The organism is Hymenobacter psychrotolerans DSM 18569 (assembly GCF_900142395.1).
Classification (GTDB): domain Bacteria; phylum Bacteroidota; class Bacteroidia; order Cytophagales; family Hymenobacteraceae; genus Hymenobacter; species Hymenobacter psychrotolerans.
Genome location: NZ_FRAS01000002.1, coordinates 134,178 through 155,072 on the forward strand (window position 1 = coordinate 134,178; position 20,895 = coordinate 155,072).

Here is a 20,895-nt window from a genome sequence, read left to right on the forward strand (position 1 = left end):
AGGAAATCAGATGGGAAGAAGCTGCATCAATCAGGCGCGGGGCGGCGCTTGGAGCATTTCGGCCAGCAGCCCTTCCTTCAGGGCGTAGGCCGAAGTGCGCAGGTGGGTAATGCCCGTCAGCTCCAGCACGTAGTCGGTGAGGATGGCGGCTACCACCAGCATGTCGGCGCGCATGGGCAGAATGCCGGGTAAGGCTTTGCGTTCTTCATGCGGCAGGCTCAGCAGCTGCGCGTAGCTGCGGCGGAAGCTTTCCAGGGCCAGCTCGGAGCTGGGCGGCAGCTCGGCTTCGGTGCGCAGCCGGCCCAGCTGCATATCGGCCAGACTATCGAAGCTACCGGAGGCGCCTACCAGGCCCACCGGCCGAAACTCCGCAACGGCCGCCGCCAGCGGCGCCAGCACCGTGCGCAGATATTCTTTTTCGGCGGCTACAGCCTCCGAAGGAATAACACCGCTGGCATCCGGAAAAAATCGGTCAAGTAGCCGCTGCGCCCCGATTTCAAAGCTTTGCTTCCAGAAAATGGTTTGCCCGTTGGCAATGATAAACTCCACCGACCCGCCGCCAATGTCCATGATAAGGTGCGGCTGCGGGCCCAGCGGCACGGCCTGGCGCACACCCGCGCAAATCAGCTCCGCCTCCCGGTCGCCAGCAATTACCTCGACCTGAATGCCGGTTTGCTCGAAGATTTCCTTGACCAACTCGGGGCCGTTGGCCGTAACGCGCATGGCGCTGGTAGCCGTGGCACGCACATCCGTCACCTGGTGCAGCTCCATTTCCTCCTTGAAGCCGGCCAGCGTGTGCAAGGCGCGGGCATAGGGCTCCGGTGCAATGTGGCCCTTGCTGATGCCGCCTTCGCCCAACCGCACCCCCACCTTCGTGCGCAACAGCACCACCGGCTGCGCGTGGCGTGCCTCAGGCAGCTCCACAATCAGCAGGTGAAATGTGTTGGTGCCCATGTCGATAAGGGCCAGGCGGCGGTGGAGGGGATGATGCGGAAGTGACATGGACTGATTTTAAGTGATGAGGTAAATAGGGATGAGGTGACAGGTAAAGGGTGACAGGGGACAGGTTTTTTCGGTGAGGTGCTGGTGGAGGAAGAGGAAAGGGAAACACGGCTAACCGGCCGATAACCAGCCCAGGATGAGGGAGCTTCACTACCTGTCACCTGTCACCTGTCACCAAAAAATCAAGTAGCAAACCGGCAGAATGTGCCCAGCGGCAGCTTGCGGGCGGAGGCATCGTGCAGGTAAATTTCCCCGATTTCGCGGTGCTGACGGGCCTTCGGGAAGATGTCGTGCACCAGATTCTCCAGAATCAGGGCCGAGAAGCCGAGCGAGTAGAGGTTGATCAGGAAAAAGTGGTCCTCGGGGTCGAGCAGGTCGCGGCAGAGCTTGAGCATTTCGTTCAGCTCGTCTTCCAGCTGCCATTTTTCGCCGTTGGGGCCGCGGCCGTAGGCAGGCGGGTCGAGGATGAGGCCCTGGTACTTGCTGCCGCGCTTCACTTCGCGCTTCACGTATTTCATGGCGTCTTCCACCAGCCAGCGCACACCGTCCAGCCCGGAGGCTTCCATATTGTCGCGGGCCCAGAAGTTCACCTGCTTCACCGAGTCGAGGTGCGTGACGTCGGCGCCGGCGGCGCGGGCGGCCAGCGTGGCCGCGCCGGTATAGGCAAACAGGTTGAGCACGCGCGGCACGGCCGCTTTGCGCTTGCGGGTCTGGTTGTAGATAAACTGCCAGTTGGGGTCCTGCTCCGGAAACAGGCCCACGTGCTTAAACGACGACATGCCCAGCCGAAACCGCAGCTTCAGCCCGTCGGGCCGCTCGTAGCCAATCACCCACTGCTCGGGCGTGCCGGGCTTGATTTTCCACTGGCCCCGTTCCTGGCTGCCCTTTTCGCGGGTGAAAACGGCGTTGGCGCGCTGCCACTCCGAGGCGGGCAAATGCGTATCCCAGATGGCCTGGGGCTCGGGGCGGGCCAGAATGTGCTTGCCGAACCGCTCCAGCTTCTCGAAGTTGCCGGCGTCAATCAACTCGTAGTCGGCCCAGGGGCTCGTGGTCAGGAAGGTGTACATAAAACTGCTTTATAGGCTGCGGGTAGGCAGGCGGGCAAAGGTACGGCATGGCGCAGTTCCGGCCGGCACCGTATACGGCTCTACCGAAACAGCAGGAAATCATGCGCGAAACACAACGAATTGCGGATCAGTTACGGCGCGCTTTCGATGGCGACGCCTGGTCGGGGCCTTCCCTGCACACTACGCTGGCCGGCATTACGGCCGCGCAGGCTGCCGCCCACCCGCTGCCCGGCGTGCATAGCATCGGGGAACTGGTGCGCCACCTGACCACCTGGGCCGGCACCGTAGCCTGGCGCGTGGAGCAACGGCAGTCCACGCCGCTTACCCAGGAAGACTGGCCGGCTTTTGCCGCCGCTCCCGACGAAAGCGCGTGGCAGCAGGCCCGGCAGGAACTCCAAAGCGCCCACCAGCGGTTAGTAGCTGCCGCCGAAGCCCTGCCTGACGACGCCCTGGAAGCCAGGGTATTGCAGGAAGATGGCGCCGAAGTGTCGTTGTATGTGGTGCTGCATGGCAGCGCGCAGCACTACCTTTACCACGCCGGCCAGATTGCCCTGCTGCGCAAATTTCTCTGATTACACTGCTGCTTCCGTGACGCTTCCCTTCTTCAAATACCAAGGCACCGGCAACGACTTCGTGATGATGGACGACCGTGCCCACCAGTTCGACGAGCACAACCACACGCTGGTGCGCCACCTCTGCGACCGGCGCCGTGGCATCGGGGCCGACGGCCTGATTCTGCTGCGCCAGCACCCGGAATACGACTTCGAAATGGTGTATTTCAACGCCGATGGCTATCTGGGCTCGATGTGCGGCAACGGCGGGCGCTGCACCGTGGCATTTGCGCGGCAGCTGGGCGTCATCAAAACCGAAACCACCTTCCTGGCCGCCGATGGCCCGCACAAGGCCCGAATAGACGCCGACGGCACTGTGCACCTGCGCATGCAGGACGTGCTGGGCCAGCAGGAAGTAGAAAACTGTGGCGTGTTTCTCGACACCGGCTCGCCCCACCTCGTGCGCTTCCAGCCCGCCAGCACGCTGGCCGAGCTGAACGTAGTTGCTGAAGGCCGCGCCATTCGCTACAACGACCGTTTCCGGGAGAAAGGCACCAACGTCAACTTCGTGGAGGCCCCGGCTATACCCGGCCAGCCCTGGCAGGTGCGCACCTACGAGCGGGGCGTGGAAGACGAAACCCTGAGCTGCGGCACCGGCGTAACGGCGGTGGCGCTGGCCGCTTCCCGGCGCGGCGCGGCCAGCCCCGTGCACCTGCGCACCCCCGGCGGCGACCTGCGCGTCACGTTCGAAGGCCACCCCGACGGCACCTTTACCAACGTGTATCTGAGCGGACCCGCTACCCGGGTTTTCGAAGGCAAAGTAGAAGCCTAGCCCGCTCGTTCGATACCCCTGATAAACAGCAGTGGCAACGACTTCTTGTCGTTGCCACTGCTGTTTTCGGTGCTTTATCTGTCGTTAGGCCTGCCGGTCGCCTTTGGTGAAGTCCAGCATCCAGCCGGGGTATTCGGGGGCCAGTTGGCTGGCTTCGCTCAGCTTTTGCAGGTCGTCGGGCGTGAGCTGCACGTCCACAGCTTTCAGGTTGTCTTCGAGCTGCTCCATTTTCTTGGCCCCGATGATGACGCTCGTCACGGCGGGCTGGTGCAGCAGCCACGCCAGCGCCACCTGCGCCACCGATACGCCTTTGGCGTCGGCCAGCGGCCTCAGCACATCCAGAACATCAAAAGCGCGCTCCTTGTCCACGGGCGGAAAGTCGAAGTTGGAGCGGCGGGCACCTTCCGCGTTCTGGTTTTCGCGGGTGAACTTGCCGCTCAGGAAGCCGCCGGCCAGCGGGCTCCACACCAGCAGGCCCACTTTCTGGTCCTGCAGCAGCGGTATCAATTCCCGCTCCAGGTCGCGGCCCGCCACGGTGTAGTAGGCCTGCAGCGACACGTACTTCTCCACGTGGTTGTAGGTGGAGTAGCTCAGGGCCTTCATCAGCTGCCACGCCGCCACGTTCGAGGCCCCGATGTAGCGCACCTTGCCGCTGCGCACCAAATCGTCGAGGGCACGCAGGGTTTCCTCCAGTGGCGTCAGCGGGTCGTAGCTGTGGGTCTGGTACAGGTCGATGTAGTCGGTTTTGAGGCGGCGCAGGCTGTCATCTACCTGCTGGAGGATGTGCTTGCGCGTGAGGCCGGCGTCGTTGGGGCCTTCGCCCATTTTGCCGCGCACTTTGGTAGCCAGCACCACATCATGCCGCGAAATGCCGAGGTTGTGCAACGCCTGGCCGGTCAGCTCCTCCGAAAGGCCTTCGGAGTACACGTTGGCCGTGTCGATGAAGTTGATGCCGGCGTCCAAGGCGCGTTTCATCTGCTCGTCTACCGCCGCCTGGCCGAGGTTGCCGATGGCCGCGGCCCAGCCGGTGCCGCCATAGGTCATGGTGCCCAGACACAATTCTGATACCTTCAGGCCGGTATTGCCCAGCAGGTTGTATTTCATAGCCGTAAGAATTAGAAGTGAATCTTAGGCAAACCTGTTTACGGGCTGAAGGTTAGCGTAAAATTCAGGGTTTTGCTGCCGCCCCATTCTGCCGTACTTCGCTTCCGCCTCACCCGCCATGCTCCGTTCCGACCTTGTGTTTCTGCGCCCCCTCGAAGCCGAAGACCTCGACTTCCTGTACGCGCTGGAAAACGACCCCGGCATCTGGAGCGTATCGGACACGCTGGCGCCGGTTTCACGCTACACCCTGCGGCAGTACCTGGACAGTGCCGCTGCCGACTTTCATGAGGTGCGGCAGCTGCGGCTGGTGCTGTGCGCCACGGCCACGCAGCAGGCCGTTGGCACCATCGATTTATTCGGGTTTGAGCCGTTGCACCAGCGGGCTGGTGTGGGCGTGCTGGTGCTGGCCCGGCACCGGCAGCAAGGCTATGCGCAGGCCGCGCTGGAGCTGCTGCGGCCCTACGCCCGGCAGGTGCTGCGGCTGCACCAGCTGCACTGCACCATTGCGGCCGACAATGCGGCCAGTATTCGGCTCTTTGAGGCCGCCGGCTACAGCAGGGTAGGAGTGCGGCGCGACTGGCTGCGGACAGCCGATGGGTGGCAGAATGCAGTGGAAATGCAGCAGTTGCTCTAGGCCGTACGGTTGAGCTACTGGCATGAGCCCGCGAGTGCCAATACAATTAGTGTTAGCTCGTCAATATCCTTTTATACAACCGGGCGTATAGCCTCAGTGTGGGGCCGGCCGGGAGCCGATTCCGTTGCGTAAGCCGGCGCTGCATTTACTTCCTTCTTCATTCGTTTATGCCACTGACTCCGCCAGTGGAATCAAGGGACTATGCCCTCGATTCTAAACCAGCTACCACCACTGTTTCCACTGCCTCTGCCGTACCGCTACCTTACGCCCTTCCTGATTTAGTTTGTTTTGCCCATCTCCACTGGGATTTTGTGTGGCAGCGGCCCCAGCACCTGATGTCGCGCTTTGCGCAGCACAGCCGCGTATTTTATGTGGAAGAGCCCTTCTTCCACGCCGATGACCTGATTGAGCCGCACCTGGAAACCAAGGAGCGGCAGAACGGCCTGAAGGTGCTGGTGGTGCATCTGCCCAACCGCCTGCGCCCCGACGAAGCTGCCGCCGAACAGGCCCAGTTTGAGGTGTTGAGCCGGTATTTCGACGAGCAGGGCATCAGCAACTTTATCGGGTGGTACTACACGCCGATGGCACTGGGCAAGTCGCGCCATTTCAAGCCGGCCCTGACCGTGTACGACTGCATGGACGAGCTGGCGGCTTTCAAGTTTGCGCCGCCTGCGCTGCGGGAGCGGGAGCAGGAGTTGTTCGAAAAGGCGGATCTGGTATTTACGGGCGGCCACACGCTCTACGAAGCCAAGCGCCAGCAGCACCCCGATGCGCACCCATTCCCGAGCAGCATCGACAAAGACCATTTCGGGCAGGCCCGCCGCGAGATGGCCGAGCCCGCCGACCAGGCCGGTATTGCGCACCCGCGGGTTGGCTTTTTTGGCGTAGTAGACGAGCGGCTCGACATTGAACTGCTGGGCCAGCTGGCCGAAGCGCACCCTGAGTGGCAGTTCGTCATTATCGGGCCCGTGGTGAAGATTGATCCGGCCACGCTGCCGCGCCATGCCAACATTCATTACCTCGGCGGCAAAGACTACCAGGAACTACCCGCCTACCTGCGGGGTTGGGAGGTAGCAACGCTGCTGTTCGCCGACAACGAAAGCACGAAATTCATTTCGCCCACCAAAACGCCGGAGTACCTGGCCGCCGGCCGGCCGGTCGTCAGCACTCCCATCCGCGACGTGGTGCGCCCCTACGGCGAGCTGAACCTGGTTCAGATTGCCGCTACCGCCGGTGAGTTCGGCCGGGCCATTGCAAAGGCCCTTACCCAAACCCGCGACGCCGACTGGCAGCGCCGCACCGATGAGTATCTGGCCACCATCTCCTGGGACCTGACCTGGGAGCAGATGGTTGACCTCATGCAGAGCCGCCTGCAGGCCAAAACTACCGCCGCGCCTACCGCGGCCGCGGCTTCCATGTCTGTTTCCTGATTGTTCTTTCTATCAACCACAACACGCTTAGACTATGTTTGATTACCTGATTGTTGGGGCCGGATTTGCCGGCAGCGTGCTGGCGGAACGGCTGGCCACCCGTTCAAATAAGAAAGTTCTCGTGGTGGACAAGCGCAGCCACATTGCCGGCAACGCCTACGACCATTACAACGAAGAGGGCATTCTGGTCCATAAATACGGGCCCCATATCTTCCATACCAACTCGAAAGACGTATTCGAGTACCTCTCCAACTTCACCGACTGGCGCCCCTACGAGCACCGCGTACTGGCGTCCGTAGACGGCCAGCTGGTGCCCATGCCCATCAACCTCGACACCATCAACAAGCTCTACGGCCTGTCGCTGAACAGCTTTGAAGTGGAGCAGTTCCTGGAATCCCTGGCCGAAGAAGTGCCCGTTATCCGGACTTCTGAGGATGTGGTAGTGAGCAAGGTAGGGCGCGAGCTGTACGAAAAGTTTTTCCGCAACTACACCCGCAAGCAGTGGGGCATGGACCCCTCCGAGCTGGACAAGTCTGTGACGAGCCGCGTACCCACGCGCACCAACCGCGACGACCGGTATTTCACGGATACCTACCAGGCCATGCCGCTGCACGGCTACACCCGCATGTTCGAGCGGATGCTGGACCATCCCAACATCAAAGTGATGCTCAACACCGACTACCACGACATCATCGACTTCATTCCGTTTAAGGAAATGATTTTCTCGGGTCCGGTAGATGAATATTTCGACTTCAAATACGGCAAGCTGCCCTACCGCTCCCTGGAGTTCAAGCACGAAACCCTGAACCAGGAGAGCTATCTGGCGGCGCCCGTCGTGAACTATCCGAACGACAACCTCTACACGCGCATCACCGAGTTCAAGGCCCTCACCGGCCAGAAACACCCCAAAACGGCCATCGTGTATGAGTATCCGAAGGCCGAGGGCGACCCGTACTACCCCGTACCGCGCCTCGAAAACGCCGAGCTGTACAACAAATACAAGAAGCTGGCCGATGAAACCCCCAACGTACATTTTGTGGGCCGCTTAGCTACCTACAAGTATTACAACATGGACCAGGTAGTGGCGCAGGCTCTCACGCTGTATAAGAAGCTGACTGAGAAAAGCGAAGAAGCCGTGAAGGTGAAAAAGCCTGCTATTACCGGCTCGGCCTCCATCATGGATAAGCTCGTGCCGCGCGACCCAGCCAAGGAATAGCGAACAGGCCGAAAAGCTCTGAACTGCCAGAATAGGCAGCGGTGCCGGCTTGTACGCTTCTCGTCTGACAACAAATCCGATTTTAGAAACCCCGCACACTCTTTGAGGTAGCGGGGTTTCGTTGTTTCGGGGGTCAGGGCGACGTAAGGCGGTCTTTCACCGGGAATTTCCCGGAAAACCCCTTAAATTTGAGGTACGCCCCGGCGTTTCAGTTAAAAATAAACAGCATGTTTGACTTTCTAGGGAAAACCGTCGCCAAGATTTTCGGAACGAAATCGGACCGGGACTTGAAGGAGATTATCCCCTACGTGGCGCTCGTAAACGCCGAATATGCCAAACTGGCACAGCTCTCCGACGACCAGCTGCGCGAGCACACCAACGAGGTGCGCGCCCGTATTGACGAGCGGCTGAAAGGCCTCGACGACCAGATTGCGGCGCTGCACGCTCGCGTCAATGAGGATACGACACTGGATATCGGCCAGAAAGAACAGCTCTTCGACCAGATTGACGAGCTGGAAAAGCAGCGCAACAAGGATCTGGAAGTGGTGCTGATGGAGGTGCTGCCCGCGGCCTTCGCTACCGTGAAGGAAACGGCCCGCCGCTACAAGGAAAACGGCCAGCTGGTGGTAACCGCCACCGACTACGACCGGGAGTACGCCAAGCGCAAAAAGAACGTCACCATCGACGGCGACAAAGCCATCTGGAGCAACAAGTGGCTGGCCGCCGGGGCCGAAATCACCTGGGACATGGTGCACTATGACGTCCAGATCATCGGGGGCGTGGTACTGCACCAGGGCAAGATTTCGGAAATGGCGACGGGCGAAGGCAAGACCCTCGTTTCGACGCTGCCAGCCTTCCTGAACGCGCTGAGCAAGCGTGGCGTGCACCTGGTAACCGTCAACGACTACCTGGCCAAACGTGACTCGGAGTGGAATGCGCCGCTGTTCGAGTTCCACGGCATCACCGTGGACTGCATCGACAAGCACCAGCCCAACACCGACGCCCGTCGTGCCGCCTACGCCGCCGACATCACCTACGGCACCAACAACGAATTCGGCTTCGACTACCTGCGCGACAATATGGCCCGCGAAACCGGCGAGCTGGTGCAGCGCAAGCACCACTACGCCATGGTCGACGAAGTGGACTCCGTGCTGATTGACGATGCCCGGACGCCGCTCATCATCTCGGGCCCCGTGCCCCGCGGCGACGTGCACGAGTTCTACCAGCTCAAGCCCCGCATCCAGCGCCTCGTAGACGAGCAAAAGAAGCTGGTGCAGCAATATCTGGTGGAGGCCCGCAAAGGCATCAAAGAAGGCAAAGACGGCCCCAAGGAAGGCGAAGCTGGCCTGGCGCTGTTCCGCGCTTACCGCGGCCTGCCCAAGAGCAAGCCACTCATCAAGTTCCTGAGCGAAACCGGCATGCGCGCCATTCTGCAGAAAGTAGAAAACCACTACCTGGCCGACAACTCGCGCCAGATGCCGCAGGCCGACATGCCGCTGTTCTTCACCATCGACGAGAAGAACAACCAGATTGAACTGACCGAGAAAGGCATTGACCTGATTACGGCCCAGGGCGAAGACCCGCAGCTGTTCATCATGCCCGACATTGGGGTGGCTATTGCCGACATCGAGAAAAACCCGGCCCTCAAAGACGACGAGAAGCTGCACCAGAAAGAGCACCTGATGCAGGAGTACCAGGAGAAGAGCGAGCGGGTACACACCGTGAACCAGCTGCTGAAAGCCTACACCCTGTTTGAGCGCGACGACCAGTACATCCTGACCGACGACGGCAAGGTGAAAATCGTGGATGAGCAGACGGGCCGCGTAATGGAAGGCCGCCGCTACTCCGACGGGCTGCACCAAGCCATTGAAGCAAAGGAAAACGTGCGCGTGGAAGACGCCACCCAGACCTACGCCACCGTGACGCTGCAGAACTACTTCCGCATGTACCACAAGCTGGGCGGCATGACGGGTACGGCCGAAACCGAAGCCGGCGAGTTCTGGGACATCTACAAGCTCGACGTAGTCGTTATTCCGACCAACCGCGGTATCCAGCGCAAAGATGAGCACGACAAGGTCTACAAGACCGTGCGCGAGAAGTACAACGCCGTAGCCGAGGAAATCCAGACGCTGGTGCAGGCCGGCCGCCCGGTGCTGGTAGGTACCACGAGCGTGGAAATTTCGGAGCTGGTGAGCCGTATGCTCAACCTGCGTAAGATTCCGCACCAGGTCCTGAACGCCAAGCAGAACCAGCGCGAAGCTGAAATTGTAGCCGCTGCCGGCCACCCCGGCACCGTCACCATTGCCACCAACATGGCCGGCCGTGGTACCGACATCAAGCTGCGCGGCACCTCGAAAGAGGCCGGTGGCCTGGCCATCATTGGTACGGAGCGCCACGAAAGCCGCCGCGTAGACCGCCAGCTGCGGGGCCGTGCCGGCCGCCAGGGCGACCCAGGCTCTTCGCAGTTCTTCGTGAGCCTCGAAGACAACCTGATGCGCCTATTCGGCTCCGACCGGATTGCCAAGCTTATGGACCGCATGGGTCTGGAAGAAGGCGAGGTAATTCAGCACTCGATGATTACCAGCTCGATTGAGCGCGCCCAGAAGAAGGTGGAAGAAAACAACTTCGGCCAGCGCAAGCGCCTGCTCGAGTACGACGACGTGATGAACGCCCAGCGCGAAGTGGTGTACAAGCGCCGCCGCAACGCCCTGTTCGGCGAGCGTCTGGAGCTGGACGTGTGGAACATGATTTACGACGTAGCCGAGGACATTGTGGCCAGCCACAAGATTTCCAACGACTACGAAGACTTCAAGCTGGCCATCATCCGCGTGTACGGCTACGACACCTACATCACGGAAGCCGAAATGAAGAGCATGGCCGCTGGTCCGCTGGCGCAGAAGCTCTACGACGAGGCCCTGGGCTACTACCACAGCAAAAACGACCACATTGCCAGCAATGCAATGCCGCTCGTCAACAGCTTGCTGGAGCAGAACGCGCCCTTCGAAAACGTGGCGGTGCCCTTCACCGATGGCCGCAAGCAGGTTTCGGCAGTAGCCAGCCTGCGCCGCGCCCAGGCCACGGGCGGCCATGAAATCATCCGGAGCATGGAGAAAGCAGTGGTTCTGTCGACTATCGACACGGCCTGGACCCAGCACCTGCGCCAGATGGACGACCTGAAGCAGGTGGTGCAGAACGCCGTGTACGAGCAGAAAGACCCGCTGCTGGTGTACAAGTTCGAGAGCTTCGAGCTGTTCAAAGGCATGATCGGCAAAGTCAACGAAGAAACCCTGTCGTTCCTGTTCCGCGCCGACATTCCGGTGCAGGGCGGCGCGCAGGGCACCGACGAGTCGGAGTTCTACATCGAAGACGAGCTGCCCACGCCGGCCCCCATGCCCAAGCTGAAGGCCGAGAAGGAAGTATCGTCGGTGTCGCTGGGCGCCGGTCCGGAAGATCTGGACCAGTCGGCTGCGGAGCCGCTGGTGAAGCAGGCGCCGGTCCGCTCGCAGAAAGTGGCCAACCGCAACGAGAAAGTGACCGTGCAGTACATGGACGGCCGCATCGTGAGCGACGTGAAATACAAAACCGTAGAAGAGGATCTGCTCAACAACCGCTGCGTGCTGGTAGACGAGGCGTAGTTTTCTTCTGATTTAGTAGCTTGAGGCAGTGGCAGACGGGACTCGTCTGCCACTGTTTTTTTGTGGCGCGCTGCTTGCTCCGTCGGCGCTTTCTACCTTTGCCTCACCTATGAATCTTGCCCCCTACATCGACCATACGCTGCTCCGGCCCGAAGCCACACCCGCCCAGATCCGGCAGTTGTGCCGGGAAGCCGCCGCCCAGCAGTTTGCCAGCGTGTGCGTGCCACCCTGCTACGTAAAGCTGGCCGCCGAGGCCCTGCACGGCAGTGGCGTACCGGTGTGCACCGTCATTGGGTTTCCGCTGGGCTACTCGCTGCCCAAGGTGAAGTTCTTCGAGGCGCATCTGGCCCTGGCCGATGGCGCCACGGAGCTGGATATGGTGCTGAACATAGGCGCGCTGAAAGCCGGTGAGCTGGCCGCCGTGGAAGAGGAAATAGGCGAGCTGGCCGAGCTGTGCCACTTTCGGGGCGCTATTCTGAAGGTGATAATCGAGACGGCGCTGCTCACGGACGAGGAAATCGTGACGGCGTGCCGACTGTGCGCCGAAGCCGGGGCCGACTTCGTGAAAACGTCGACGGGCTTTGCCAGCCGGGGCGCTTCGGTGGCTGATATTGCGCTGATGCGCCAGTCGTTGCCGGACGGTATCCGTATTAAGGCGGCCGGCGGAATTCGCACGCGGGCTGCGGCCCTGGCGCTGGTTGCCGCCGGCGCCGACCGGCTCGGCTCGTCCAACAGTCTGGCCTTGCTTCAAGAAGATGATGAAACCCTACCTGCGTAACGTGCTGCTGTTTCCTGCTTTCCTGGCCCTGGGGGCGTGTGCGGCCACGGCACCGGCCTCCACCGGCACCACGGCTCCCGTTGATACCGCCAAAACCCGCCCGGCCCAGCAACCCGTGCCGGCCGAAGACCTGAGCCGCTACCGGCCGGTTTTCACGGCGCCCAAAGAGGAAGCCGCGCCGGTAGCCCGGCCCGCCGTGGCGCCCACCAACCACGTCAATCCGCAGATTGAGCAGCGCCTCCGCGACCAGGCCTACACCAACCAGAACGTGAAATATGCCCAGGGCTACCGTATCCTGGCGTACGTAGGGCTGGAGCGCGACAAGGCCATGAGCATCCGCCGCTCGGTTATCAGCCGCTACCCCGACGAAACCGACTACCTCACCTTCAAGCAGCCGGTATTCCGCCTCTACATCGGCGACTACCTCACGCGCCTCGAAGCCGAGCAGGCCATGCTGCGCATCCGGCCGCTGGCCCCAAAAGCGGAGCTGGAGTCGGCGCAGGTGCTGCTGAATAAAACGGCTTACTAGCTATGGCTAGCATCCGGGAGCTGCAGTGGGAAGAGCTGGACCTGTTGCAGGCGCTGGAAATAGTGCCCGTAGACAATGACAACGGCGGTGTAGAATGCCGGGTGGACCAGGAGAACCTGACGCTGCACCTGACGCTGTGGCCCCACGCGGGCGTGGTAGACCTGACGCTGGTGGAGCAAAGCAGCAAAGCCGTGCTGCTGGACTTTACGGTGGCCGTGCGCGGCCGCATCCGCTACAACAACGACATGCGCGGCCAGTACCTGGAGTTTCCGGACTGCGTGCTGGTAAGCCGTATTTCGGTTTCCTCCGAGCAGGACGAAGCCGCCTTCAGTCCCAACACGTTTGGCCAGTCCCAACACGTTTGGCCAGTCCCAACACGTTTGGCCGGCCTATGCTGGTTGCCATTCACCCGCGCCTGAGCGTGCTGTTCGAGTAGGCGCGTTTCTTTTCTGACTATGCAACACCTTCTGTCCCGCATCAAAACCCTGGCCGCCGCCCACGCCGCCGACACTGTGGCGCTGCGCCAGCATCTGCACGCCCATCCTGAGCTGTCGTTTGAGGAGCACAACACCGTGGCTTTCGTGACGGAGCAGCTGCGCCGGCTGGGACTGTCGCCGCAGCCCATTGCGGGTACCGGCGTAGTGGCGCTCATCGAAGGCCACAACCCCGGCGCCCGCACCGTGGCCCTGCGCGCCGACATGGACGCGCTGCCCATCACGGAGCAGAACGACGTGCCCTACAAATCCACCAACCCCGGCGTGATGCACGCCTGTGGCCACGACGTGCACACGTCGTCCTTGCTGGGCGCGGCCCGTATTCTGGCGGAGTTGAAAGACGAGTTTGAGGGCACCGTGAAGCTGATGTTCCAGCCCGGCGAAGAAAAGCTGCCCGGCGGCGCTTCGCTCATGATTAAGGAAGGCGTGCTCGACAACCCGAAGCCCGCCAGCGTGCTGGGCCAGCACGTATTCCCGATGCTGCCGGCCGGCCAGATTGGAATTCGGCCGGGCCGCTACATGGCCAGCACCGACGAGCTGTACCTGACCGTGCGCGGCAAAGGCGGCCACGGCGCCATGCCCGAAATGAACCTCGACCCGGTGCTGGTGGCGGCTCATATTATTGTGGCCGCGCAGCAGCTGGTGAGTCGCCGCGCCAACCCCAAGCTGCCCACAGTGCTGTCTTTCGGCAAAGTCATTGCCAACGGCGCTACCAACGTTATTCCCAACGAAGTGTACCTGGAAGGCACATTCCGGACGCTGAACGAGGAGTGGCGAGACGAAGCCCACGGCCACCTGCGCCGCCTCTGCGAAGGCCTGGCCGATAGTATGGGTGCCACCTGCGAGCTGGAAATCCGGCGCGGCTATCCGTATCTGGAAAACGAGCCGCAACTCACGGCGCGCGTGCGGGCAGCGGCCGAGCAATATCTGGGCGCGGAAAACGTAATTGAGCTGGACCAGTGGATGGCCGCTGAGGACTTTGCCTACTTCTCGCAGGCCGCCGATGCGTGCTTCTACCGCCTCGGCACCCGCGCCCAGGATGGCCGCTTCGCCTCCTCCGTCCACACGCCTACCTTCGATATCGAGCCTAAAGCCCTGGAAACAGGCCCTGGCCTGATGGCCTGGCTCACGCTTCAGGAACTGGCTGTCCGCTAGAATTTTCACCGCTTATCCTTCCTATTTCGCCGATGTACTATCGTTTTTGCCTGTTGCTGGCTGGCTGCGGCCTGCTTTGCGCCACCGCCGCTACTGCCCAGCGCCGCTACCACCGCGACCTTATTGTGATACCAGAGGTACAAATCGAGTGGGCGCTCAAAGGCAACGACTACATCGTCACGTCCTTTAACCTGCGCAGCCTGACGGGCCCAACCAACCCCGGCGGCACCTTCGCCGGTGCGCAGCTATTTGCGGGCTACGAGCATTGGCTGTCGGAGAAATGGAGCTGGGGACCTACGCTGCGGCTGCAGGGCGGCAACCTGATTGGCTATGCGGGCGAGGGGCTGGGGCTGGCCGGCGAGATAACGCCGGGCGCGCTGCTGCGCCATACCGGCAGCATCGGTTCGTTCCGCTTCAGCCAGCGGCTGGGCGTAGAATACAGTGTACCTCTGGATGAGTACACCGAAGACCGCGCCCTCGCGCGCCTGCGCCTGGAAGTAGACCGCCTGTTCCCTCTAACTGAGAAAATGGCCCTGCGCCCACGCATAGCCTACGAAGCCGCGGCCTACCTGCGTTTCCAGCGCGACGAAACCGACCTGAAAGAACGCGTAATCGACTACGGTACCCTGCGCGGCGAAATCGGCTGGCGGGTGTCGCCGCGCTTCGATGTCACGCCGTGGCTGGCCTCCCAGACCATTTACTACAATGCGCTGCCGCAGTACAACTCCGCTGGGGTAGAGGTAAGCGGCGGCCGCTCCAATCTGGTGGGGCCGGTGGCCGGGCTGGATGTACGTTTCACGTTCCTGGGTAAGAATGCTTCCACCGACTGGCAGCAGCTGCCTACGCAACATTAGCGGCTGATTGGTGCGCTAGTTTCAGTATAGGTACAATAAAAGTGACTTTTTGTCGGCTGGCGTAAAGTGCTTTTGCAGGATTTGAAGGTTGATTGATGACGATTTTAGCTGCATAGACGAGAAGAGAATAATTCGTGTTAAGACATTATGTCTGATTTGTAAGGCGTTTTTGAGTTGGTACAGATTTTATAGAGTACAGGTGTGCCCGCCGGGCACCATCTCAACTTCTGACTCTAACTACAAACTCCTGTTACCATGGCAATTCTGCTGTATAACAACCGTCCTGCTCTCCGTCCTTCGCGCGCCTTCAACTCGGTGCTGAACGAAATGCTGCGCGACACTCTGCCCACCACCAACCAACCCTCCAAAGTCTTCAATCCGGCCGCCGATGTGCTGGAACTGGAGCAAGGCTTTGAGCTGCAACTGGCTTTGCCGGGCGTAGCGAAAGAAGAGGTGAAAATCGACTTCCAGGAAGGCCAGCTCGTTATCAGCGGCGAGCGGAAAGCCCCAGAAGCCGCCGAAAACGCGCCCAAGTTTCACCGCGCCGAAACCGGCTACGGTACATTCTCGCGCAGCTTCCGCCTGCCCGACACCGTAGACGTAACGGCCATTGAAGCCGAGCTGACGAACGGGATTCTGCGCGTAAGCCTGCCTTTTGACAGCAAAAAAGTGACGAAACATCACATCGAAGTGCGCTAAGCGCTTCGGGTTCTGAAAAAAAGGCATCCTCGTGGGTGCCTTTTTTATTGGCCCGCGTGTTGCTAGAGAAGTAGTGAAACCTACCGGCCGATTCGCGGCTTTTCGTCGAGCAATCACCGGTACTCATCGGGCGCGTGCAACCACATACTTGCTGGTTTGCATCTTTCGTTTCCGGAAGCGCGCCTGGTTTGCGTTTCACCCTGGTTTTGTAAATTCGGTCATCTTCTTTCCCTTCATCATCATTTCTTACCCATGCAAGCAAAACAAATGATGCTCGGTCTGCTCGGTTCCGCCGTTTTGGGCGGTGGCGTGGCAGTGGGTGGGTACAAGCTGCTGGAGCCGGAGCGCCAAAGTGCGCCTCAGGTAGTAGCCGCTGACCCCAACGTACGGTACACCAGTGAGCTGCGCAGCAGCAACTACGTGGTGCCTGAAGGCCTCAACTTCACGGCGGCCGCCGCGTCCGTAACGCCGGCCGTGGTCCACGTAATGACGGAATACGCCCCGAAGGCCAGCCAGAACGGTTCTATGCGCATGGACCCCTTCCTGCGCCAGTTCTTCGGCGAAGAGTTTGAGCAGTATCAGCAGCCCCAGCGTGGGCCGCAGCAGGGCTCGGGCTCGGGCGTTATCATTGCCGCCAACGGCTACATCGTCACGAACAACCACGTGATTGACAAAGCCGATAAGATTACGGTGGTGATGGACGACAAGCGCAAGTTTGAAGCCGAGCTGGTAGGCACCGACCCTACGACCGACCTGGCTTTGCTGAAAGTGAAGGCCGATAACCTGCCCTTCATTCGCTACGGCAACTCCGACCAGGTGAAGGTAGGGGAGTGGGTGCTGGCCGTCGGCAACCCCTTCAACCTGAACTCCACGGTTACGGCCGGTATTATCTCGGCCAAAGGCCGCAACATCAATATCCTGCGCGACCAGCAGGGCATGGGTATCGAGTCTTTCTTGCAGACTGATGCTGTGGTGAACCCCGGTAACTCGGGTGGCGCCCTCGTGAACCTGAACGGTGACCTGATTGGCATCAACTCGGCTATTGCTTCGCAGACGGGCTCGTTTGTGGGCTACTCGTTTGCCGTGCCCAGCTCCATCGTGAGCAAGGTGATTGAGGATTTGCTGAAATACAAAGTGGTGCAGCGCGCTCTGCTGGGCGTGCAGATCCGGGAAGTAGACGCCACGCTGGCCTCGGAGAAAAAGCTTAGCACCCTGAACGGCGTGTACATCATGGGCCTGAGCAAGAACAGCTCGGCGGCTGATGCCGGCCTGAAAGAAGGCGACATCATCACCGAAATCAACGGTGCCAAGGTGAACACCTCCTCGCAGCTGCAGGAGCAGGTAGCCCGCTTCCGCCCCGGCGACAAAATCAAGGTGACGTATCTGCGCGAAGACAAAACCCGCACCGCTACCGCCACGCTGCGCAACTCCACCGGTACCACCGACATTATCCGGGAAGAGCTGGCGAAGTCCATCAAGTATGAGGGCGCAACCTTGGCTCCGGTAACCCGGCAGGAAATGAACAAGCTGGGCCTGGAAGGCGGCGCTAAAATCAGCGGCATCAAGGGCTCCAACTTCCGCGAAACCGGCATCGACGACGGCTTCATCATCACCCGCATCGACAAGAACAAGGTGACCAAGCCGCAGGACGTGCAGCAATTCCTGGAAGCCGCCAAGGACACCCAAGGCGCCCTGGTAGAAGGCGTTTACCCCGACGGCCGCAAAGCCTACTACCCCATCGGGCAGGCGGAGTAACAGGCAGTTTTTGCCAAGCCTAGTGCTTCCTGATTAGCGCATTACTTAGTGTAAAGAGAGCCGGCCTCACCGCCGGCTCTCTTTTTTGTTTTGCTATGACGTAAAAATGCGTCATAGCAATGTCGTATATTTACGTCATAGTTTCGCCTGTCCTGATGACCTACGCTAAAACCGCCGCCTTTTCCGCTGAGCAGCAGCAACTGGCCCGCGCTGCCAAGGCGCTGGCCCACCCGGCCCGCGTTGCCATTATCCAGCTGCTGGCCAGCAAGACCACCTGCATTTCCGGCGACATTGCCGCCGAGCTACCACTCTCGCGCACTACTGTTTCGCAGCACCTGCAGGAGCTTAAGGCGCTTGGCTTAATCCGGGGTGAAATCGACGGGCTGACCGTGTGCTACTGCCTCAATACCGAATTGCTGCAACAGGTGCAGCAACAGTTTGCTGCCTTCTTTCTCGCAGCCACCACCGGCGCCGCCTGTGGCCCCAATGCTGCGTGTGCCTGCTGACTCAGTCTTCACTTACCCTTTCTGACCATGAAAATCTTTGAAATGAAGCAGGCCCTGGCCGGGCTGCAGACTGTCAGTTTTCGTTTGCCCAGCGGCGAGTATCTGCCCGCTCACTTTCATGTGACGGAAGTGGGACTGGTGAGCAAGCATTTTATTGACTGTGGCGGCGTGGAGCGGCGGGAAACTGTGGCCAATTTCCAGCTCTGGGAGGCTGGCGACTACGACCACCAGCTAGCGCCGCAGAAATTCCTGCACATCCTGAAGCTGTCGGAGAAGATTCTGGGCAGCGAAGACCTTGACATTGAGGTAGAGTACCAGCAGGCCACTATCGGCAAGTTCGGGCTGGCCTTCGATGGCACCGACTTTGTGCTGACGCAAAAGCAAACAGCTTGCCTGGCGCAGGATGCCTGCGGTGTTGCACCGGCCCAGCTGGTAGCGCTGCCTCAGCTGCAGATGGCGGCCTGTGCCCCGGGCAGCGGTTGCTGCTAGAGGGCAGTGTGCCGATCTGCTTGCGCAGAAGATGTTTCCTGCCTGGCTCTGCTTTCTTCTGCGGGTGCAGCAGTGAGCGGCAGCCTGCAGGAATCGGGAAAGCCTTTGCCTTTGTGGCAGAGGCTTTTTTGTTGAGCCTGAGGAAGTAGGCTGCCTGGTGCCGGCTTTTGCCACGAAACCGACAAGGCCGGAATTATAGTGGCAACGTTGCCGGCAACGTTGTCGGCAACGATTGCGCAAATAAAGCCCGGCAAGCGGAGCCGGCCGGGCCGGCGGGGGTAGTAATATCGTGTGAGTCCGATGATGGCAGAAACGATGGCGCGTGCTTGCTGGCGCGCCCCGTTGTTGGGGTCATTGCCGGGCCAATTCCCACTTTACGCTCTGCTTCATGTCGAAATTCTACGCCGCTCATCTCTGGCAACGGGGTGGCCTGGCTGCCGTGGCTGTTCTGGCCGCCGCCACCGCACAAGCCCAGCTTCCTTCCTTTCCGGGCGCTGAGGGCGCGGGCAAATTCACTTCCGGCGGCCGCGGCACGGTAGCGGTACCGACTACGGTATTTGAGGTGACCAACCTCAACGACGACAACCAGCCCGGCAGCCTGCGCTACGCCCTCACCACGGCCGCCACGCACCGCACCATTGTGTTCCGGGTATCGGGCACTATTCACCTGCAGTCGGAGCTGCGCGTGACCCGCGCCAACACTACCATTGCGGGCCAGACCGCGCCCGGCGACGGTATCTGCCTCGCCGACTACCCGTTCACCATCAGCGCCGACAACGTTATTGTGCGGTTCGTGCGCTTCCGGATGGGCGACAAAAACCAGAACCAGGGCATGGTGAATGGCAGCGGCAGCGGCGACACCTTCGGGGGGCTGGGCCGCAAAAACATCATGGTAGACCATTGCACCATGAGCTGGTCGTCGGATGAGGCCTGCACGCTGTACCGCGGCGACAGCACGACGCTGCAGTGGAACATCATCAGCGAGCCGCTGGACTACTCTTACCACTTCGAAACCGGCGACACCGACTTTGAGCGGCACGCCTACGGTGGTATCTGGGGCGGGCGCACGGCATCGTTTCACCACAACCTGCTGGCCCACATGCGGGGCCGCATGCCGCGCTTTGATGGCAGCCGCAACCTGACGCCCAACACCGCCGGCCAGGAAAACGCCGACTTCCGCAACAACGTCATCTACAACTGGGCCAGCTACAACGTGAACGGCGGCGAAGGCGGCAACTACAACATCGTCAACAACTACTACAAGTCCGGCCCATCTACGCCCACCAGCTCATCGGGCGGCGTGCCTATCCGGAGCGAGGTGCTGAACCCGTACAAGCAGAATTCGTCGCCGGTGCTGCCTTATGGCAAATTCTACCTGACCGGCAACCACGTAGATGGCTACCCGGCCGTGACGGCCCGCAACTGGCTGGGCGTGGTGATGAGCGGCGGTACCCGCGCCGATACGGCTCAGGCCAAAGTAACGACGCCTTTCCCGCTGCCCGCCGTGCCCACGCAGACTGCCCTTGATGCCTACACCGCTGTGCTGCAGCAGGCCGGCTGCGTGCTGCCCACCCGCGACGCCCTCGACCAGCGCATCGTGCAGGACGTTATCAACCGCACCGGCACCCTGATTGACGTGCAGGGCGGCTTCCCGCACGGCACGCCCTACGCCCAGACAACCGGCGCATGGCCCGTGCTCAACTCGCTGCCTGCCCCCACCGATACCGACCGGGATGGTATGCCCGATGCCTGGGAGGTGGCCAACGGCCTCAACCCCAACAACGCCGCCGACCGCAACAACCGGGGCGCTTCGGGCTACACGGCCCTCGAAAACTACCTGAACGGCCTGACGGCAACTGTGCTATCGGCTCCGGCGGCGGCTACGGTGGCGGCTACCGCGCTGCAGCTCTACCCCAATCCGGCGCAGGAGCAGCTCATGCTGGCCCACCCGCAGGCCGCCCGAGGCGCGCAGGTGCAGGTGTACAGCCTGCTCGGGCAGCTCCTGACGACCGTAGCCGTAGCGCCCGGCTCGCTGGAAACGCAGGTTTCCACGGCCCGCCTCGCGCCCGGCAGCTACCTGCTGCACTACACCGATGGTGGTGTGCGCCTGTCGGCCCGGTTTGGCCGACAATAGCCGCAGAATATAGTACAGAGGCCGGCAGCAA

Annotated in this window: 19 protein-coding genes; 16 read left to right on the plus strand and 3 right to left on the minus strand. The window is 61.1% G+C overall.

Annotated features, from left to right (window positions below):
* Positions 1 to 30: 30 nt before the first annotated feature.
* A complete protein-coding gene (locus BUE15_RS03475) occupies positions 31 to 1,002 on the minus strand; it encodes a Ppx/GppA phosphatase family protein (protein ID WP_073281309.1) in 972 nt (323 codons plus the stop codon).
* A 182-nt stretch (positions 1,003 to 1,184) separates the two neighbouring features.
* Positions 1,185 to 2,069, minus strand: a complete 885-nt coding sequence (locus BUE15_RS03480) for a class I SAM-dependent methyltransferase (RefSeq protein WP_073281310.1) — start codon at positions 2,067 to 2,069, stop codon at positions 1,185 to 1,187.
* Between the two features lie 101 nt (positions 2,070 to 2,170).
* On the opposite strand from BUE15_RS03480, the gene BUE15_RS03485 reads away from it, so the two are divergent.
* Positions 2,171 to 2,641: a DinB family protein gene (locus BUE15_RS03485; protein ID WP_170865179.1), complete on the plus strand. Its 471-nt coding sequence runs from the start codon at positions 2,171 to 2,173 to the stop codon at positions 2,639 to 2,641.
* A 16-nt stretch (positions 2,642 to 2,657) separates the two neighbouring features.
* Entirely contained in the window at positions 2,658 to 3,452 is a 795-nt protein-coding gene (gene dapF / locus BUE15_RS03490; RefSeq protein WP_073281312.1) for a diaminopimelate epimerase, read from the plus strand.
* Positions 3,453 to 3,536: 84 nt separating this feature from the next.
* Here the strand turns inward: dapF and BUE15_RS03495 are convergent, their stop codons facing one another.
* The gene (locus tag BUE15_RS03495) at positions 3,537 to 4,556 is read right to left on the minus strand and encodes an aldo/keto reductase (protein ID WP_073281313.1); all 1,020 of its coding nucleotides are present in this window, start codon (positions 4,554 to 4,556) and stop codon (positions 3,537 to 3,539) included.
* A 118-nt stretch (positions 4,557 to 4,674) separates the two neighbouring features.
* On the opposite strand from BUE15_RS03495, the gene BUE15_RS03500 reads away from it, so the two are divergent.
* The 14 genes from BUE15_RS03500 (at position 4,675) to BUE15_RS03565 (ending at position 20,864) form a co-directional block, all read left to right on the plus strand.
* The gene (locus BUE15_RS03500; protein WP_073281314.1) at positions 4,675 to 5,190 is read left to right on the plus strand and encodes a GNAT family N-acetyltransferase; all 516 of its coding nucleotides are present in this window, start codon (positions 4,675 to 4,677) and stop codon (positions 5,188 to 5,190) included.
* A gap of 311 nt (positions 5,191 to 5,501) precedes the next feature.
* Entirely contained in the window at positions 5,502 to 6,620 is a 1,119-nt protein-coding gene (locus BUE15_RS21870; protein ID WP_211617577.1) for a glycosyltransferase family 1 protein, read from the plus strand.
* 34 nt (positions 6,621 to 6,654) lie between these two features.
* Complete coding sequence (glf, locus tag BUE15_RS21875) at positions 6,655 to 7,836, plus strand: UDP-galactopyranose mutase (RefSeq protein WP_073281316.1); 1,182 nt, start codon at positions 6,655 to 6,657, stop codon at positions 7,834 to 7,836.
* A gap of 227 nt (positions 7,837 to 8,063) precedes the next feature.
* The gene (gene secA, locus BUE15_RS03515; protein ID WP_073281317.1) at positions 8,064 to 11,471 is read left to right on the plus strand and encodes a preprotein translocase subunit SecA; all 3,408 of its coding nucleotides are present in this window, start codon (positions 8,064 to 8,066) and stop codon (positions 11,469 to 11,471) included.
* 109 nt (positions 11,472 to 11,580) lie between these two features.
* Positions 11,581 to 12,249: a deoxyribose-phosphate aldolase gene (deoC, locus tag BUE15_RS03520; protein WP_073281318.1), complete on the plus strand. Its 669-nt coding sequence runs from the start codon at positions 11,581 to 11,583 to the stop codon at positions 12,247 to 12,249.
* Positions 12,227 to 12,778, plus strand: a complete 552-nt coding sequence (locus tag BUE15_RS03525; protein ID WP_073281319.1) for a hypothetical protein — start codon at positions 12,227 to 12,229, stop codon at positions 12,776 to 12,778. Before deoC ends, BUE15_RS03525 begins: the two co-directional genes overlap by 23 nt.
* 2 nt (positions 12,779 to 12,780) lie before the next feature.
* On the plus strand, positions 12,781 to 13,197 hold the full coding sequence (locus BUE15_RS03530) for a hypothetical protein (protein ID WP_073281320.1): 417 nt from the start codon (positions 12,781 to 12,783) through the stop codon (positions 13,195 to 13,197).
* Between the two features lie 36 nt (positions 13,198 to 13,233).
* Positions 13,234 to 14,427, plus strand: a complete 1,194-nt coding sequence (locus BUE15_RS03535) for a M20 metallopeptidase family protein (RefSeq protein WP_073281321.1) — start codon at positions 13,234 to 13,236, stop codon at positions 14,425 to 14,427.
* 32 nt (positions 14,428 to 14,459) lie between these two features.
* Positions 14,460 to 15,281, plus strand: a complete 822-nt coding sequence (locus BUE15_RS03540) for a hypothetical protein (RefSeq protein ID WP_073281322.1) — start codon at positions 14,460 to 14,462, stop codon at positions 15,279 to 15,281.
* Between the two features lie 255 nt (positions 15,282 to 15,536).
* Complete coding sequence (locus BUE15_RS03545) at positions 15,537 to 15,980, plus strand: Hsp20/alpha crystallin family protein (RefSeq protein WP_073281323.1); 444 nt, start codon at positions 15,537 to 15,539, stop codon at positions 15,978 to 15,980.
* A gap of 252 nt (positions 15,981 to 16,232) precedes the next feature.
* Positions 16,233 to 17,735 (plus strand): Do family serine endopeptidase, encoded by a 1,503-nt coding sequence (locus tag BUE15_RS03550; RefSeq protein WP_073281324.1) that lies wholly within the window; start codon positions 16,233 to 16,235, stop codon positions 17,733 to 17,735.
* A gap of 155 nt (positions 17,736 to 17,890) precedes the next feature.
* The gene (locus tag BUE15_RS03555; protein ID WP_073281489.1) at positions 17,891 to 18,241 is read left to right on the plus strand and encodes an ArsR/SmtB family transcription factor; all 351 of its coding nucleotides are present in this window, start codon (positions 17,891 to 17,893) and stop codon (positions 18,239 to 18,241) included.
* A gap of 27 nt (positions 18,242 to 18,268) precedes the next feature.
* Positions 18,269 to 18,730 (plus strand): DUF6428 family protein, encoded by a 462-nt coding sequence (locus BUE15_RS03560; protein ID WP_073281325.1) that lies wholly within the window; start codon positions 18,269 to 18,271, stop codon positions 18,728 to 18,730.
* Between the two features lie 388 nt (positions 18,731 to 19,118).
* Positions 19,119 to 20,864 carry a T9SS type A sorting domain-containing protein gene (locus tag BUE15_RS03565; protein ID WP_073281326.1) on the plus strand — a complete coding sequence of 582 codons (1,746 nt, stop codon included), beginning with the start codon at positions 19,119 to 19,121 and terminating at the stop codon, positions 20,862 to 20,864.
* Positions 20,865 to 20,895: the final 31 nt, after the last annotated feature.

Coding starts and splice junctions, on each gene's coding strand:
- BUE15_RS03565 (WP_073281326.1), top strand. CDS start 19,119: ATGTCGAAATTCTACGCCGCTCATCTCTGGCAACGGGGTGGCCTGGCT.
- BUE15_RS03495 (WP_073281313.1), bottom strand. CDS start 4,556: ATGAAATACAACCTGCTGGGCAATACCGGCCTGAAGGTATCAGAATTG.
- BUE15_RS03555 (WP_073281489.1), top strand. CDS start 17,891: ATGACCTACGCTAAAACCGCCGCCTTTTCCGCTGAGCAGCAGCAACTG.
- BUE15_RS03525 (WP_073281319.1), top strand. CDS start 12,227: ATGATGAAACCCTACCTGCGTAACGTGCTGCTGTTTCCTGCTTTCCTG.
- secA (WP_073281317.1), top strand. CDS start 8,064: ATGTTTGACTTTCTAGGGAAAACCGTCGCCAAGATTTTCGGAACGAAA.
- BUE15_RS03475 (WP_073281309.1), bottom strand. CDS start 1,002: ATGTCACTTCCGCATCATCCCCTCCACCGCCGCCTGGCCCTTATCGAC.
- BUE15_RS03500 (WP_073281314.1), top strand. CDS start 4,675: ATGCTCCGTTCCGACCTTGTGTTTCTGCGCCCCCTCGAAGCCGAAGAC.
- BUE15_RS03535 (WP_073281321.1), top strand. CDS start 13,234: ATGCAACACCTTCTGTCCCGCATCAAAACCCTGGCCGCCGCCCACGCC.
- BUE15_RS03530 (WP_073281320.1), top strand. CDS start 12,781: ATGGCTAGCATCCGGGAGCTGCAGTGGGAAGAGCTGGACCTGTTGCAG.
- BUE15_RS03550 (WP_073281324.1), top strand. CDS start 16,233: ATGCAAGCAAAACAAATGATGCTCGGTCTGCTCGGTTCCGCCGTTTTG.
- BUE15_RS03485 (WP_170865179.1), top strand. CDS start 2,171: ATGCGCGAAACACAACGAATTGCGGATCAGTTACGGCGCGCTTTCGAT.
- BUE15_RS03540 (WP_073281322.1), top strand. CDS start 14,460: ATGTACTATCGTTTTTGCCTGTTGCTGGCTGGCTGCGGCCTGCTTTGC.
- BUE15_RS03480 (WP_073281310.1), bottom strand. CDS start 2,069: ATGTACACCTTCCTGACCACGAGCCCCTGGGCCGACTACGAGTTGATT.
- BUE15_RS03545 (WP_073281323.1), top strand. CDS start 15,537: ATGGCAATTCTGCTGTATAACAACCGTCCTGCTCTCCGTCCTTCGCGC.
- glf (WP_073281316.1), top strand. CDS start 6,655: ATGTTTGATTACCTGATTGTTGGGGCCGGATTTGCCGGCAGCGTGCTG.
- deoC (WP_073281318.1), top strand. CDS start 11,581: ATGAATCTTGCCCCCTACATCGACCATACGCTGCTCCGGCCCGAAGCC.
- BUE15_RS03560 (WP_073281325.1), top strand. CDS start 18,269: ATGAAAATCTTTGAAATGAAGCAGGCCCTGGCCGGGCTGCAGACTGTC.